This is a genomic window from Pseudomonas sp. MH10, from assembly GCF_034353045.1.
In the GTDB taxonomy this organism is placed as follows: domain Bacteria; phylum Pseudomonadota; class Gammaproteobacteria; order Pseudomonadales; family Pseudomonadaceae; genus Aquipseudomonas.
The window spans coordinates 603,969-620,008 of the sequence record NZ_CP133783.1 but is presented as its reverse complement, the minus strand read 5'-3'; the positions used below and the strand labels follow the sequence as shown (position 1 = coordinate 620,008).

Sequence of the window (16,040 nt, the reverse complement as noted above, 5' to 3'; positions counted from 1 at the left end):
TTTTTATAAACCAAACAGGAACAGCGACTGCTTTTGCGATCCAACTGAGTCGAGCAACAACGGTTAAAGCGACTGCGGACCCTGCTTGGCCATCAATGCAGCGAGCATTTCAAACTCTTCTGCGGTGAGATCAGTCAGTGGCGTGCGGACTGGGCCTGCGTCGTAACCAGCGATTTTTGCGCCGGCTTTAACGATGCTGACCGCGTAACCCGATTTGCGGTTACGGATGTCCAGGTACGGCAGGAAGAAGTCGTCGATCAGCTTGCCAACAGTGGCGTGATCGTCACGGGCAATGGCGTGGTAGAAGTCCATGGCCATTTTTGGCAGGAAGTTGAACACCGCCGACGAATACACCGGAACGCCCAGCGCTTTATAAGCAGCGGCGTAGACTTCGGCAGTCGGCAGGCCGCCCAGGTAGCTGAAGCGATCGCCAAGGCGATGACGAATGGAGACCATCAGTTCGATGTCGCCCAGGCCGTCTTTGTAGCCGATCAGGTTCGGCCAGACGTTCCAGCAGCGGAGCGGTCAGGCGGCAGACGTTACGGTTGTAAACGATCACGCCGATCTTGACCGACTTGCACACGGCTTCAACGTGGGCGGCAACGCCGTCCTGGCTGGCTTCGGTCAAGTAGTGCGGCAACAGCAAGATGCCTTTGGCGCCCAGGCGCTCGGCTTCTTGTGCGTATTCGATGGCTTGGCGGGTCGAGCCACCGACACCGGCCAGAATCGGCACGCTATTAGCGCAGGTATCGACCGCAGTCTTGATGACTTCGGAATATTCGCTGGCGGCGAGGGAGAAAAACTCACCGGTGCCGCCGGCAGCGAACAATGCGGTAGCGCCGTACGGGGCGAGCCATTCAAGGCGCTTGATGTAGCCGGCCTTGTGGAAGTCGCCCTGAGCGTTGAAATCGGTAACAGGAAATGAGAGCAGACCGGACGAAACTGTAGCTTTGAGTTCTTGTGGGGTCATTTTAAAATCACTTTCTTATGGTTGTTGTGGTGATGCACGCTCAGACACGACGTACGTTATCGTACATCTCTATTAATACAAGCCATATTTTTTGCTGACTCACTCATAAGGATGGAATCATGGCTGCATCCAATCGCTCGCCAATGTGGCAAATAAGAGCGGCTAATCGTTAATAATCAACTATATATGATTTAGAGCTCATGCAAACGGTAACTGCGAGCAGTCATAGGACATCTGATGACCGGAAATACGCTTAACGATAATGGGTACAGGGATCTACGTACTTAAGGCGGCTGGGTGCTGCGTCCATACCTAAAACTGAACAACCCCTCCCACCGTAGGTCTGACCCTTGGTGACTGAAACTGCCCTTACACAGGAATTCCCATGATCATCGTCCATCACCTGAACAACTCGCGCTCACAGCGGATCCTTTGGCTATTGGAAGAGCTGGCCATCCCCTACGAACTCAAGTGCTATCAGCGCGACCCAACGACAAATCTCGCACCGCCTGAGCTCAAAGCGATTAACCGGCTGGGCAAGTCGCCGGTCATCGAAGACGGTTCCAATGTCCTGATCGAATCCGGGGCAATCGTTGACTACCTGATTCGACGCCACGGCCACGGGCAGCTGCAACCAGACCCGTCCACGTCGGCGTATGACGAGTACGTGCAATGGCTGCACTTCGCCGAAGGCTCGGCCATGTTGCCGTTGATGCTGAACTTGTACGTCGCTCGTTTAGGGGAAGCCGGCAATGCGCTGCATCCTCGGATTGATTCGGAAGTGACCAACTACTTGAGCTATATCGACGAGGCGTTGAGCCATTCCGACTACCTGCTCGGCGATGAGCTGACCGGCGCGGACATCCAATTGAGCTTCATCGGCGATGTCGCCAAACAGTTCGGCAAACTGGGCGCTTACCCTCACCTCGCCGCGTGGGTAGACCGCACCCAAGCACGCCCTGCCTATCAAGCGGCGCTGGAGAAAGGCGGCGAATACATTTTTGCGCGGCATTGAGCAGTCGCTGAATAACCGCTGAGTCACTGCAACATGAGTTCCGGCGCCCCGGATTTGACGTGGGTGACCGGATTCCCCAAGCTAATGCCCTCGAATTTCACCAGGAACGCATCGTGTGATTGATTTTTTCTGCCGCTGGCGCCGGTTTTTGTTTTGCGTCGCGCCACTCTTCGCCCTTCTGGCCGCCTGCGACAACGGCGTGCCCAAGGCCACGCCGCCGACTGTGACCACCTACGTCAGCGTCAAGTGGGAGGACCTGCCGGTGACCAGCGATGAAGACCTCCTCGCAGGCTTCAACACCTGGTATTCCGCGTGCACTCGGATGGCCAACGATAAAATCTGGAAAACCACCTGCAGCGCTGCCGCTCAAGTCCAACCAAACGCCCCGGCGATTCGTGAATTTCTTAAGTCAAACCTGCAGGTGTATAGCCTGCGCTCGGCAGACAAAGGCGCCAAGGGATTGATCACCGGTTATTTCGAGCCCATCTACAAAGGCAGCCTTGAGCGCAGCGATACGACCACTGTCCCGGTGTATGGCGTGCCGGATGACTTGGTGGTGGTCGCGTTGGATAGCATCTACCCCGAACTCAAAGGCAAACGCCTGCGTGGCCGGCTTGAGGGTCGCACGCTCAAGCCCTATGACGATGCCGCTACCATTGGCCGCCAAGGCGCAAACGCTCCGGTACTCGCATGGCTAAGCAACCCGATGGACCTGCAATTTCTGCAAATCCAGGGTTCTGGCCGCATCCAGTTAGACAGTGGGAAACAGGTGCGCATTGGCTATGCCGACCAGAATGGTCATCCCTACAGACCCGTTGGACGCTGGTTGGTCGATCATGATCAGCTCAAGAAAGAAGAATTGAGCATGAGCCGAATTCGCGATTGGGCAACGGCCAACCCGGATCAGGTTCCGGAGTTATTGGCGAGCAATCCAAGTTATGTGTTCTTCGGTATCCGCCCAGAAAGCAACGAAGGCCCACGCGGTTCGCTCAACGTGCCACTGACGGCGGGTTACAGCGTGGCGATTGATCGCAAGGTCATTCCGCTGGGCAGCTTGCTATGGCTCTCCACCACCCGCCCAAACGGCGGGGCCATCGTCCGTCCAGTCGCCGCACAGGATACCGGTGGTGCAATTGCCGGCGAAGTTCGCGCGGACCTATTCACCGGTACCGGTGTGGAAGCTGGCGAACTGGCGGGGAACATGAAACAGTCGGGGCAAATCTGGTTGTTGTGGCCTAAAGATACGGCGATGCCGACGGTTCAGTGAGGGCTGCGCAAGGCTAAGGCGAAGGTTTAATGCTTACTATTCTAGGTCTGCCTAGGTCTGTGTGAGTTGGCTTGCCAACGAAAACGTCAATGCAGGCGCCCCAGGTTTCAAGTCAACATCAGCGGTGCAATTACAGGCCTCTTCGCAGGCAAGCCTGCTCCCACAGATTCGGTTCTACAATGCCATCGCTGAGTTCGTGCGGACCCAAATCACCCCGTGGGAGTTGGCTTGCCAACTAAAGCGTCAATGCAGGCGCCGTAGGTTTCGGGTCAACATCAGCGGCGCGATTGCTGGCCTCTTCGCAGGCAAGCCTGCTCCCACAGATTCGGTTCTGCAATGCCATCGCTGAGTTCGTGCGGACCCAAATCACCCCGTGGGAGTTGGCTTGCCAACGAAAGCGTCAGTGCAGGCGCCCCAGGTTTCGGGTCAACATCAGCGGCGCGATTGCTGGCCTCTTCGCAGGCAAGCCTGCTCCCACAGATTCGGCTCTGCAATGCCATCGCTGAGCTCGTGCGGACCCAAATCACCCCGTGGGAGTTGGCTTGCCAACGAAAGCGTCACTGCAAGCGACCCAGGTTTCAGGTCCACATCAGCGGCGCGATTGCCAGCCTCTTCGCAGGCAAGCCTGCTCCCACAGATTCGGTTCTGCTATGCCATCGCTGAGCTCGTGCGGACCCGAATCACCCCGTGGGAGTTGGCTTGCCAACGAAAGCGTCAGTGCAGGCGCCGTAGGTTTCGGGTCAACATCAGCGGCGCGATTACCGGCCTCTTCGCAGGCAAGCCTGCTCCCACAGATTCGGTTCTGCGATGCCATCACTGAGTTCGTGCGGACCCAAATCACCCCGTGGGAGTTGGCTTGCCAACGAAAGCGTCAGTGCAGGCGCCCCAGGTTTCGGGTCGACATCAACAAGTTGGCTCCCACAGAAAGACCGTGCTGATTGCCCGTTCCTGTTACTGCCCTTCTGGAAAATCCGCACCTAGCGTGGTGCTTTCCCACGTATCGAAATCATGACGTAACGATTCGATTTTCTTGCGGGCCAATTCCAGCGCAGCTTTGCCCAGGAGCAAGCGCAGTGGCGGATTTTTCGAGCTGGCAGCGTCGATGATCGCTTGGGCGGCGCGTACCGGATCACCTGCTTGGTTGCCACTGCGTTGGGAGGTCTGGCGGCGACGTTCGCCGGCGGTGGCGTCGTAATCATCAATCACCGTAGCCGACGCTTTGATCGATGGACCAGCCCAATTGGTGCGGAATGGGCCTGGCTCGACGATCAATACATCGATTCCCAACGGTTTGACTTCAATCGCCAGCGACTCGGAAATACCCTCAACCGCGTATTTGGTACCGTGGTAGTAACCAGTGGCGCCAAAGCTGGCAAGGCCGCCGATGGAGGATACGTTGATGATGATCCCACTGCGTTGCTTACGCAGGGTCGGCAACACCGCTTTTGTCATGTCGACCAAGCCAAACACATTGGCTTCGAACATGGCCCGCACTGCGTCGTCTTCGCCCTCTTCAATCGCCGCCAAGTAACCATAACCGGCGTTGTTGACCAACGCATCGATACGGCCAAAACGCGCATTAGCTTGACTTACAGCGTCGTGGATTTGCTGAGGATTAGTAACGTCGAGCGCCAGCGCCAGTGAGGAGTCTTCATGGCCTTTGACAATATCGGCGAGCGTTGACGGATCACGGGCGGTCACCACCGCACGCCAGCCACGTGCCAACACCAACTTCGCCAGTTCGCGACCAAAGCCTGTAGAGCAGCCAGTGATCAGCCATACGGGTTTATCTTGAGTCATCATCTATCGGGTTCCTTTGGGATTTGCGCGGCACACAAAACAGAACACCGGGCATTTACAGACGTGCTTCGGAGACCGTGACGTGCGTCGACACCGTAAGTAGAGCTTGATCGCAGCTCCCCCCCACAAGTTCCCTCAAAATTCGCGCGGCACATCAAATTTCTTGCGCAGCACGTATACCCGCCACATCGCGTACAGCGGTAGAAAATCCAGGCGTTTCTCAATTTCGAAGCCGGCTTGAACGAACTCGGCTTCTGCTGTTTTCACTGGAATTACGAAGCGGTTTTGATAGCCGCTTTGCTTTCCATCCACCAGACGCAGTTGCTCTTGGCGCTTGCGCTTCCACGCCTTGAAGTTGCCGTCGACCCACAACGAGATAATCACCGTGTCACGGGTAACACGGTTCAACTGCTTAAGTAACGACACTCTATGGTTAGGGTCACCAATGTGGTGTAGCAAGCGCATGCAAAAAATGCAGTCCACCGCGTTCTCAGGCAATTCGATATCGAAGGCTGAGGTTTGCAACGTTCGCACGCGCTTTACGACCGCAGGCGACTGGGATTCACACGCGGTCTGCAACATTGCTGCCGAGTTGTCCGCCGCAATAATAACCCGATTGGCTTTCTCTGCCAGCAGCGGCCAAAACCTGCCCGCCCCGCAGGGAAGGTCTAGCACGGTGGTTGGCTCACCCGCTAACGCCAGGGCTTTGCGTGCTAATTGTTCATCTCGCCAGTGCGACAGCCGGCGGGCTGAACCGTCCTGATGCTTGAGAAAATAGCGCTGCGCATGGGCTTCATCGTATTTCTCGGAAAACTTGAGCTTGATGGGATTAGTCATCTTCTACTCCACTAATAATGACAAAATATTATTCAGTGGCGCGTCGCAACGAAGTTACCCCGCTGTGAAAATTCCGTTTAAATCCGCCCAACAATTACAAGACATGACAAGAACACGCTTAACTAAGCAAAACTAAGCAGATGTATGAATCCTGTATCCGACCCCATGATAGTTATGCAACAAAGGAATATCAAAACCCTTATCCACGACTTTACGTAATAAATAAATATTACTTCTCAGGCTGTCACTGTCCGGTAAATCAGTACCCCAGACCGCTTCTTCCAATTCCTGCCGACGCACGATGGCCGGACTTTTCAGCATGAGCACCGCCAATAACGTCAGGTTTATCGGGTTAAGTTTTAACGGCTTTCCCGCACGCGTGACCTCAAGCGCATCCAGGTCGTAGACCAAATCATGAATCTGGATAATGCGCTTTTGCAGGCCCTTTTTACGCCGTGCGATGGCTTCGATCCGCGCCAACAATTCTGACAGCGCAAAGGGTTTAACGATGTAATCGTCGGCCCCGGATTTGAACCCTTTCAAGCGATCCGGCAAATCGTCCCGGGCGGTCAACATCAAAATCGGCGTGTCCAATCGCGCATGTTCGCGCAGATTCTTACACAGCTGATTTCCATCCATCCCCGGCAACATGACGTCGAGGATAATCGCGTCAAACGTCTCTGTTGCCGCCAGATGCAGACCGGTCAAGCCGTCCGCTGCCCCCACTACTTCACAGCCCTTCAGCACCATGTACTCGGAGATGCTATCTAAAATATCTTTATGGTCTTCGACTACCAGAATACGCATGGTTTTTTCCTACACTGCTCGTTATGCAAGCCACCTTGACGCTTAGTGTTCCGGGTGGCTAATGAAAATAACGTCAAAACTCTCCTTATTTTTAGTAATAAAATCGCTGTAACGCGCCGCTCATGCGCTCTAAATCAGCGGTTATCAAGCAACAGTGAGTTCGGCTGCAACGGCACGACGGGTGCGCAAGCGATCAAACCATAGGTAAACAACCGGCGTGGTGTACAGCGTCAGTACTTGGGAAACCAGCAAGCCGCCGACTATAGCGATGCCCAGCGGCTGGCGTAATTCCGAACCGGCACCATGCCCCAATGCCAGCGGAACCGCGCCCAACAATGCTGCCAACGAGGTCATGAGGATCGGCCGCAATCGTAACAAGCACCCTTCACGCACGGCGTCTGCCGGAGACATTCCCTGCTTTTCCGCCGCCAGGGTGAAGTCAACGATCATGATGGCGTTCTTCTTGACGATACCGATCAACAAGATAATCCCGATCATCCCCAGCACCGACAGGTCCTGACCGCAAATAATCAACGCCAACAGCGCGCCAAATCCGGCCGACGGCAGGGTTGAGATGATAGTCAGCGGATGGATGGCGCTTTCATACAGCACGCCCAACACGATGTAGACGGTCAAAATGGCCGCGAGAATCAACCACGGTTGAGACTTCAGAGAATCCTGAAACGCTTGGGCCGTGCCTTGGAAACTACCGCGAACATTGTCCGGCAACGCCACCGCCAATGAGGCGTTCTGGATTGCATCGACCGCTTCGCTTAACGCATGCCCCGGCGCCAAATCGAACGACAGGGTAATCGCCGGAAAGATGCCCTGGTGGTTGATGATGATCGGCACCAATTCATTCTTGAGGTTGGTCATCAAACTTAACGGCACTAGCGCGCCACTGCTCGAGCGCACGTACAAATGGCCTAGGGTTTCTAGCGACAATTGCCACTTCGGATCGAGTTCCAGGATGACGTGATTCTGGTCCAGCGCCGTGAACATGGTGGCGATCTGGCGTTGACCGAACGCGTCATACAGCACGTCGTCGATGGCTTGCACAGTGACGCCCATCCGCGACGCAGTAGCGCGGTCGATGACCAAGGTTGCCTGGGTGGTGGCGCGTTGCTGGTCGGACGTCACGTGTTGCAACTGCGGCAAGGTCTTGAGTTTGGCCAGTAACACGCCGCTCCAATGGTCCAACTCGGTACTGTCAGGGTCTTGCAGGGTGTATTGGTATTGAGTTTTGCTGGCTCGACCGCCGATCTGGATGTCTTGGTTGGCCTGCATGTACATCTTGATGCCAGGGATCTTGTCCAGCTGTGGCTGCAACCGCGCAATCACTTGTTGCGCAGAGGCCGTACGCTGAGCAAATGGCTTGAGGTTAATCATCACCTTGCCCTGGCTGATGGTCGGGTTGGGGCCAATCCAGAAGTAGACTTTGGCCACCGCCGGATCAGCACCGACGATATCTGACAGCAGCGCCACTTGGTCACGCATGGCTTTGGGCGAGATATCCGGTGCGGCCTCGGCGATCCCTTGGATCAAGCCATTGTCCTGTTGCGGAAAAAAGCCTTTGGGGATGTAAACGTACAGTGCGGCGGTCGCCAGAAAAGTCGCCATTGCCACGGCCAAGGTCAGTCGCTGGTGGGCCAGCACCCAATCAAGGCTGCGACTGTAGCCAGTGTGAATGCTGTTGAACGCGTTTTCACAAATCCGTGAAAAACGCCCCGGCTCAGGTTCTTCCTCGTGGTGTTTGAGCAGCCACGCGCAGAGCATCGGCGTAACCGTCAAGGACACGATGCACGACATCAAAATCGCCACGCTGACGGTTACTGCGAACTCACGCATCAGCCGGCCAACAATGCCGCCCATCAACAGAATCGGCAGGAACACAGCGATCAGCGAGATGGTCATCGAGACGATCGTGAAGCCCACTTCCCGCAGTCCTTCTACTGCGGCCTGTATTTTTGTTTTGCCCATTTCCAAGTGACGGACGATGTTTTCCATGACCACGATGGCGTCATCCACCACGAACCCGACGGCAATCGCCAAGCCCATGATCGACAGGTTATCGAGGCTGTAACCGAGCACATACATCACCGCAAACGTTGCCACCAGTGACAGCGGAATGGTCAGCGTTGGAATCAAGGTCGCCGTGGCTTTGCGCAGGAATACAAAAATAACCACCACCACCAAGGCAATCGACAGTAACAGCGTGAACTGCACGTCGTTGACCGAGGCTTCGATGGTTTGCGTGCGGTCGCCCACCACCTGGACATTAACGTCTTTGGGCAACTGCGCCGTTAATACTGGCAGTCTGGCTTTGATGGCGGCGATGGTCGACAGGACGTTGAAGCCGGGCTGCTTGTGGATGTCAACGATGATGCCCGGCTCGCCTTCAATGGCCGCGGCTTGTTGCGTGTCTTCTGCGCCATCAATGACCTTACCCAAGTCACCCAGCTTGATTGGCACGCCGTTTTTATAGGCGACCACTTGTTCGCGATAGCCTTTGGGATCGAGCAACTGGTCGGTTGCACCCAGCGTGATCGAGCGGTATTCGCCATCCAGGCTGCCCTTGGGTTGGTCGAGGGTGCTGACACCGATGATGCTTCGCACGTCTTCCAAGGTCAGACCGCGAGCTGCCAATGCATCAGGGTCGATTTGCACCCGCACCGCTGGTTTTTGTTCGCCATGAAAGTCGATCAACCCCACGCCAGGCATTTGCGACAGCTGCTGTGCGAGGTAGTTATCGGCGTACAAATCCAGCTGGTGCAGGGTTTTGGTCGGCGAGGTCAGGGCCAACGACAAGACCGTGAACTCAGCTGGGTTGACCTTGTTGAAGGTCGGGGTGCTGGTCATGGTTTTCGGCAGGTTCGGGGTGGCAGTGTTAATCGCCGTCTGAACGTCTTGCGCTGCGCCATCGATGTCGCGGTTCAAGTCGAACTGCAACACAATCTGGGTTTTGCCAGCGGCGCTGGTCGAGGTCATCGAGGTGACTTGCGGTACCGCTGAAAACGCCCGCTCCAGGGGTGTCGCCACCGAGGTCGCCATGGTGTCAGCGCTGGCACCGGATAATTTGGCCGTGACCTGAATAGTGGGGAAATCCACCGTTGGCAATGGCGCGACTGGCAATTGGAAGTAGGCGTAACCGCCAAGCAACATGATCCCAATGGCCAACAGGCACAGGCCCACGCGGCGTTGAATCAAACCGGCTAACGCGTTCATCGACTGGCCTCCGCATTCACCGGGGGCTGGAGGGACGTCACGTCAGTCTGGACTGCCGAAACTTTTACCCCTGAGGCGATTCTTGACTGCCCCTGGACCACCACGGTTTCACCCGGCGACAGGCCTTTGCGAATCCATTGCTGCCCGCCGACCACCGAAGAGGCATCCACCAAGCGCGGTTCTACCCGCTGATCGGCGTTGACCACGTACACGAACGAACCCTTTTGCCCTTGTTGCACCGCATTAACGGACACCACCGTGGCATCGCGCTGGGTGTGCAGCAGAACCCGCGCGCTGACCAACTCACCCGGCCACAGTTGCGACTTATCGTTGCTGAACTCGGCCTTTAACTGGATCTGGCCGCTGCCCGCAGCGACTTGGCTGTCGATAAAACTGAGCTTACCGGTGGCGATTTCCTGCTTGCCATCCCGGCTCATTGCAACGACTTGCAAGGGCTGACGGGCGTTTTCTTCGAGAATTTCAGCCAGGACGTCCTGGTTTACCGAGAACGCCACCGAAATGGGGTTCATCTGAGTGATGGTGACCAACCCGGTCGCGTCAACGCCGTGAGCGATGGAACCGACGTCAAGCAAACGCTGGCCAGTGCGGCCGGTTAGCGGCGCGGTGATTTGGGTAAAGCTCAACTGTAATTTGGCGTTATCCAGCGCAGCTTGGTCGGCCTGAACCGTGGCTTGTTGCGCCGCCAGCTGTGCACGGAACGTGTCGACATCCTGAGTCGGCCCGGCCTTCGCGGCGGCCAGCTTACTGGCTCGGTCCAGATTGACACGCAGATCGGCAACCTGTGCCTGGTCTTTGGCGACCATCGCCTGCGCTTGCGCCACTTGAGCTTGATAAACCCGTGGGTCAATTTTCGCGAGTTCGTCGCCAGCCTTGACCATTTGGCCTTCGTTGAACAGCACCTTCTGCAATTCACCATCGACCCGCACACGTACGTTGACGGTGTTGAGCGCCTGTACATTACCAATGGCATCCAGCCAGATCGGCAAGTCTTGTTGCTGCACCTGTTGCTGGGTGACCGGAACCGCCGCATCAGCGGCCACGCTCGGCGCAACGTGCACCCGGCCCGGCCAGAACTGGCGCACCAGCACCGCGATAATTACCGCGACGACCAGTGCAATGAGTCGAAATCGACGACGAGAAGAAACAGGTTGCACCGAAGTCATGGGCGGGAGGCCTGAAGAGAGGAAGAAGATGTGGATGGCAGGACGTTGCTGGCAACGCTGGCGGGGCTGAAATCACCGCCCAATGCCCGGAACAAGCCAACCGCAGCTTGCAGGTGTTGAAGTCGTACTTGCAGCAACGTGTCTTCGGCTTGGTATTGGGTGCGTTCGACGATCAGCAAGGTTTGAAAATCAGTTGAGCCCAGCCGGTAGCGTACTTGCGCCAATCGTGCGGCCTCACGGGCGGAGGTCACGGCCGCCGCATTCAAGGTGTAACTCTGGTCGAGTTGGTGCGCGGCGCTCAGTTGGGTTTGTACGTCCTGCAGGGCCTCGATCACCGACTCGCGATAGCTGGCGGTTAATTCCTGGACGTGGGCCTGGTCGAAGTGCAATTGGCCGTTTAGCTGTCCGCCAGCAAACACCGGCTGGCCCAAGGCGCCGAGCATGCTCCAGATATTGCTGCCGGTCAGGGTGTCGATACCGCCTTGAAGGTCAAGAGATAGGTTGGGTAAAAACGCGGCCCGTGCGACGCCGACATCAAAGTTGGCTGATTTCAAGCGTGCTTCCGCCGCCTGAATATCTGGGCGCTGACGCAACAGCCCGATCGGCAGACCGGCGCGAGGAATCGGCACGGCCAAATCGTTGAGGCCCTCTTGGTTAACCTTGAAACCCTGAGGCGCAACCCCGACTAAAACCGCAAGCTGATACAGCGCCATGTCTCTCTGTTGGCGCAGCGGTGGGACTGCGGCCTGGAAGGTCTGGAGCGCGTTACGCTGCTGCGCAACTTCCAGGTTGGAAACCGCGCCTTGGGCCGCTTGGACGTTCACCAGGTCAAGCACCTGTTGCGCATCGCCGGCAATCGATTGAGCCAGACGCAGTCGGTCATCCAGTGACAACACCTGAAAATAGGTGTTGGCGATGGTCGCCCCGAGGGTCATGCGCAACGTTTGGGCATCGAACGCACTGGCGTGGGCCAATGCCGTGGAGGAATCGGCGGCGGCGCGTTGATTGCCCCAAAAATCCACCTCGTAGGAAGCGTCGGCAAACACACTGCGCTTTTGCGTGGTGCCGTAGTCGTTCTGGCGCTGAAAGCTGCCGCCCAGCGACAGCAATGGGTATTGCGCGGCGCCGGTCACCTGGGCCAAGGCTTGCGCTTCATCGATCCGACTCACCGCTGCCTTAAGCGTGTAATTGTCCGCCAGCCCTTTAGCGACCAAGCCGTTGAGTTCGTCGCTGTGAAACTCTTCCCACCAAGGGCCACCTGACGCTGCCGATACCCCTTGCGCGCCGTCCCACGCTGGAGCGACTGGCACTTCAGGCTGATTGTAGGAAGGCACTAACGAACAGCCCGCGAGCAATAGCCCTGCGACGAACGCCAGTGATCTATAAGCTCGCCCTGGCGCTAAACGCTTTACAACTCTTGACGGTAGTGATGCGCCTGACATGTGCTGCCCATTCCCATAACCCAGTGGGACGTCCCACGAAAGGTTGGAAGATAACCAGCCGCGACTGTCACTGCGGTCCTCTGGACTTAAACAATTGTTTAATAAGCCTGGGAGGCTAGTGGCCGCGCAGAAAACACAGGACATCCTTAGAAGCGCGCTTGCCAGCTATCAGCTGCGCAACAGTCGTAAAAACAGGCAGCTCAGTTCTTCCCGTTGGAACAGGGGGCGACCTGTTGGGAGCGCTTCGCGCGGAATCGCGGGCAAGCGCGCTCATACAATTTAGGTATCGTTCATTCAACGGTTATGCGGTGTTTGATGTGCTCACTCATCACTCGACTCAAACACATACCCCGCCCCCGCCACTGTCCGAATCAGGGAGCGGTCGAAGCCTTCGTCCAGCTTGCGACGCAGGCGGTGAATATGTTTATCGATAACGTTGTCATTGGGGTCAAACGCGTAGTCCCAAGCACTTTCCAACAGCATGTCACGGGTCACAACTTGGCCAGCATGGCGCATGAGTTTGGCCAGTATCAATGACTCCCGGTGTTGCAGAACCACCACCCGCCCCTTTCGCGTCACCGAGCGTATGGCGCAGTCAAGTTGCACCTCGCCAACGGACACGACTTGTGAGTTCCCGGCAGGCTGATCAGCCGTTCGCAGCAACGCGTCAAGCCGCGCCAACACCTCAACGAAGGCGTAAGGCTTGGTCACGTAATCGTCGCATCCGGCACACAAACCTTCGACCCGGTGTTGCGTCGAGGCCAGCGCGCTGAGCATCAAAATCGGTGTACGCAGACCCCGATCACGTAACGTGCGCACCAGCACCAAACCATCCATGCCTGGCAGACGCCGATCAACGATCAAGGCGTCATAAATACCTTCGAGCGCCATGGCCAAGCCGCTGTGCCCTTCGTCGGCGGCATCGGCAACGTGCCCACTCTCGTTCAAACCCCGCACCAAATACGCGGCGGTGCGGGCGTCATCCTCAATTACCAGTATCCGCAAAATAACCTCGATGGAACTGCAGCTAAACTTTTGTTCATGTTGGCGCGAACTTCCCGTTCACTGCGCATTGGCACACTATGCCACCACTGACGAGGACTGTACCCGGTCCTTGGCTCTCATTCATCGAGGACGGCATCGCCCCATGACCCACGTACTCATCGTCGAGGATGACGCGCCCACTGCCAATGAAATCAAAGCCGCGCTGCAAGACCACGGTTTCGAGGTGACCTGCGTTGACAACGGTCGTGACGGACTAATGAACGCGTTTAGCGGCGATTTCGACATCATTGTGCTGGACCGAATGTTGCCTGGCGCGGTGGATGGGCTGGGCGTGCTAACCGCCTTGCGCGCCGCTGGCATTGCCACACCGGTGTTGATCTTGAGCGCCTTGAGCGCGCTCGATGAACGTGTGAGAGGGTTGCGGGCGGGCGGCGATGATTACCTGACCAAGCCTTTCGAGTTCATCGAACTCACCGCGCGCCTCGATGCGCTGATCCGCCGTCGGGTCTCGCCGCCAAGCCAGGAACGGGAAAGCCGGTTGAAGGTCGGTCAGCTTGACGTCGACCTGTTAGCCCGCACCGTACGGCGTGGCGAGCGAACCATCGACCTGCTGCCGCGCGAGTATGCGTTGCTTGAACACCTGATGCGTCACGCCGGCCAGGTCATCACCCGCACCATGCTGTTCGAGGCGGTGTGGAATTACAGTTACGACGAACGCACCAATGTCATCGAAGTGCACATCGGTCGTTTGCGTCGCAAAGTCGATGGCGAGGGCGAAGACCCGATGATTCACACCGTACGTGGAGCCGGCTATGTTCTCCGTTCACCTGAGTGAAATCCCACGCACCATCAGCTTTCGCACTGGGCTGATGTTCCTCGGCTTATTCGGCTTTTCGTTCCTCGCGCTGTTTGGCTATATCTATTGGCAAACAGCGGTTTATCTCAAGGCCGAAGCGGACACTGCCCTGCAACGTCAGGTTGATAATCGCAGTCACCAGACACCCGAATTGCGCGAGCAGGAAATCCGCAAACACGACCTGCAGGACGTTGACGGGCGGCTCCCCCACTCGCTGTTCGATGAGCATGGCAAGCTCATCGTTGGCCCCATCGACACACTGCCCGCGTTCAAAGCCTACGACCAGCCTGACGAATTTCGCTGGGAAAATCCCAACGGCCGCACGCGCCCCATCCGCTTCATGGTGCACAAACTGGACGACGGCAATACGTTGCTGGTCGCTCAGGACATGCATGACATTCATGAGTTCGACGAGTTGCTGGTCAATGCGCTGGTGTCCGGTGGCTGCCTGTTACTGGTGGTGGGTTTGATCGGCTCAATAGGACTGGGGTATTTGGCCCGACGCAGGCTCGACACCTTGAGCACCTCGATCAAACAGATCGTTGAAGGCGACCTCAGCCGACGCTTGCCGACACGGGGCAATCGCGACGACATCGACCGTCTGGCCAATGTGGTCAACGGCATGCTGGACGAACTTGAACGACTCATGAGCGAGGTCAAGGGTGTCTGCGATGACATCGCCCATGACCTGCGCACGCCCCTGACCCGGCTGATTGCGGGCCTGGAACGCGCACAACGACGCGGCCTGCTGGAAGAAGATTACGCCCTGACCGTGGACTCGGCACTTAACGAGGCTCGAGGCTTGCTGCTGACCTTCCGCGCGTTGCTGCGAATTTCTGAAATTGAAGACAGCGCACGCCGCAGTAGTTTCGCCGAGGTCGATCTAAACCGCATCGGTGCTGATGCAGCCGAGTTCTTTGAGCCTTTGGCCGAAGAGCGTGGCATGACCCTGACCTTCGAGCCCGCGCCGACGCCTGCGATTCTGGCGGGGGACGCGCAACTGCTGTTCGATGCGGCGTGTAATTTGTTGGACAACGCCATCAAGTTTTCACCGGACAACAGCCGCATTCGGGTCACGGTGGCCGGTGGCGCGGACGGTCCGTGCTTGATGGTCAGCGACAACGGTCCCGGCATTCCGGAAATCGAACGCGAAGCCGTTTTTCGACGGTTGTACCGTTCTGAATCCAGCCGACATACGCCGGGCAATGGTTTGGGGCTGAGCATGGTGGCGGCCGTGGCCCGCCTGCACGATATGACCTTGGAAGTGTGTGACGCTGAACCGGGGTGTCAGATCGTATTGAGGAGCGCCAGTCGTTAACGCGTTTCGCTCACGCCGTTTTTTTCACTTGCTCTCTACATATTTTTGACAAAGACTAAGGGATAGTTGCGCGCACGATTAATAGCTGGGCTGTCTTTTTCATTCGCATATTCCGCGTGAAGGCTCTAGTCCGAGTATCTCCTGACAATTTACTGGGCCAAATGGCTTGTTGATTGACGATGGACGTTCGCAAGAAATCGTTAGGCTGATTTCTATCCACTCCGCACCACCCTTTTTATGTCATCGAATTACATCAAGCTGACGCTGCACCCATAAAACGTCCCCTTCGAATTGCTTATTCGAAACACCCCTGA

The 16,040-nt window shown here is 56.9% G+C and carries 11 protein-coding genes and 1 pseudogene; 4 read left to right on the top strand and 8 right to left on the bottom strand.

The annotated features are described in order from the left end of the window. Window positions 1–63: 63 nt before the first annotated feature. Window positions 64–970, bottom strand: a pseudogene (gene kdgD / locus RHM59_RS02910) (5-dehydro-4-deoxyglucarate dehydratase). Window positions 971–1,355: 385 nt separating this feature from the next. Between kdgD and RHM59_RS02905 the strand changes: the two are divergent. Together RHM59_RS02905 and RHM59_RS02900 are read left to right on the top strand one after the other, a co-directional pair. Further along, window positions 1,356–1,985 carry a glutathione S-transferase gene (locus tag RHM59_RS02905; protein WP_322164723.1) on the top strand — a complete coding sequence of 210 codons (630 nt, stop codon included), beginning with the start codon at window positions 1,356–1,358 and terminating at the stop codon, window positions 1,983–1,985. A 115-nt stretch (window positions 1,986–2,100) separates the two neighbouring features. Continuing rightward, entirely contained in the window at window positions 2,101–3,252 is a 1,152-nt protein-coding gene (locus RHM59_RS02900; RefSeq protein WP_322164724.1) for a murein transglycosylase A, read from the top strand. Between the two features lie 951 nt (window positions 3,253–4,203). On the opposite strand, the gene RHM59_RS02895 is transcribed toward RHM59_RS02900, so the two are convergent. The 7 genes from RHM59_RS02895 to RHM59_RS02865 all read right to left on the bottom strand — a co-directional run bounded on the left by RHM59_RS02895 (window position 4,204) and on the right by RHM59_RS02865 (window position 13,552). Continuing rightward, complete coding sequence (locus tag RHM59_RS02895; RefSeq protein WP_322164726.1) at window positions 4,204–5,055, bottom strand: oxidoreductase; 852 nt, start codon at window positions 5,053–5,055, stop codon at window positions 4,204–4,206. A 132-nt stretch (window positions 5,056–5,187) separates the two neighbouring features. Beyond that, the gene (locus RHM59_RS02890) at window positions 5,188–5,889 is read right to left on the bottom strand and encodes a class I SAM-dependent methyltransferase (protein ID WP_322285908.1); all 702 of its coding nucleotides are present in this window, start codon (window positions 5,887–5,889) and stop codon (window positions 5,188–5,190) included. Between the two features lie 132 nt (window positions 5,890–6,021). After that, on the bottom strand, window positions 6,022–6,696 hold the full coding sequence (locus RHM59_RS02885; RefSeq protein WP_322164730.1) for a response regulator transcription factor: 675 nt from the start codon (window positions 6,694–6,696) through the stop codon (window positions 6,022–6,024). A gap of 144 nt (window positions 6,697–6,840) precedes the next feature. Then, on the bottom strand, window positions 6,841–9,921 hold the full coding sequence (locus RHM59_RS02880) for an efflux RND transporter permease subunit (RefSeq protein ID WP_322285907.1): 3,081 nt from the start codon (window positions 9,919–9,921) through the stop codon (window positions 6,841–6,843). Further along, entirely contained in the window at window positions 9,918–11,105 is a 1,188-nt protein-coding gene (locus RHM59_RS02875; RefSeq protein WP_322285906.1) for an efflux RND transporter periplasmic adaptor subunit, read from the bottom strand. The genes RHM59_RS02880 and RHM59_RS02875 overlap by 4 nt, the downstream gene beginning before the upstream one ends. Beyond that, on the bottom strand, window positions 11,102–12,439 hold the full coding sequence (locus RHM59_RS02870) for an efflux transporter outer membrane subunit (protein WP_322285905.1): 1,338 nt from the start codon (window positions 12,437–12,439) through the stop codon (window positions 11,102–11,104). The genes RHM59_RS02875 and RHM59_RS02870 overlap by 4 nt, the downstream gene beginning before the upstream one ends. 429 nt (window positions 12,440–12,868) lie before the next feature. Further along, complete coding sequence (locus RHM59_RS02865) at window positions 12,869–13,552, bottom strand: response regulator transcription factor (protein WP_322285904.1); 684 nt, start codon at window positions 13,550–13,552, stop codon at window positions 12,869–12,871. 142 nt (window positions 13,553–13,694) lie between these two features. On the opposite strand from RHM59_RS02865, the gene RHM59_RS02860 reads away from it, so the two are divergent. Next, window positions 13,695–14,387 carry a response regulator transcription factor gene (locus RHM59_RS02860; RefSeq protein WP_322164735.1) on the top strand — a complete coding sequence of 231 codons (693 nt, stop codon included), beginning with the start codon at window positions 13,695–13,697 and terminating at the stop codon, window positions 14,385–14,387. After that, on the top strand, window positions 14,365–15,726 hold the full coding sequence (locus tag RHM59_RS02855) for a sensor histidine kinase (RefSeq protein ID WP_322164737.1): 1,362 nt from the start codon (window positions 14,365–14,367) through the stop codon (window positions 15,724–15,726). The genes RHM59_RS02860 and RHM59_RS02855 overlap by 23 nt, the downstream gene beginning before the upstream one ends. The last annotated feature ends 314 nt before the right edge of the window (window positions 15,727–16,040 follow it).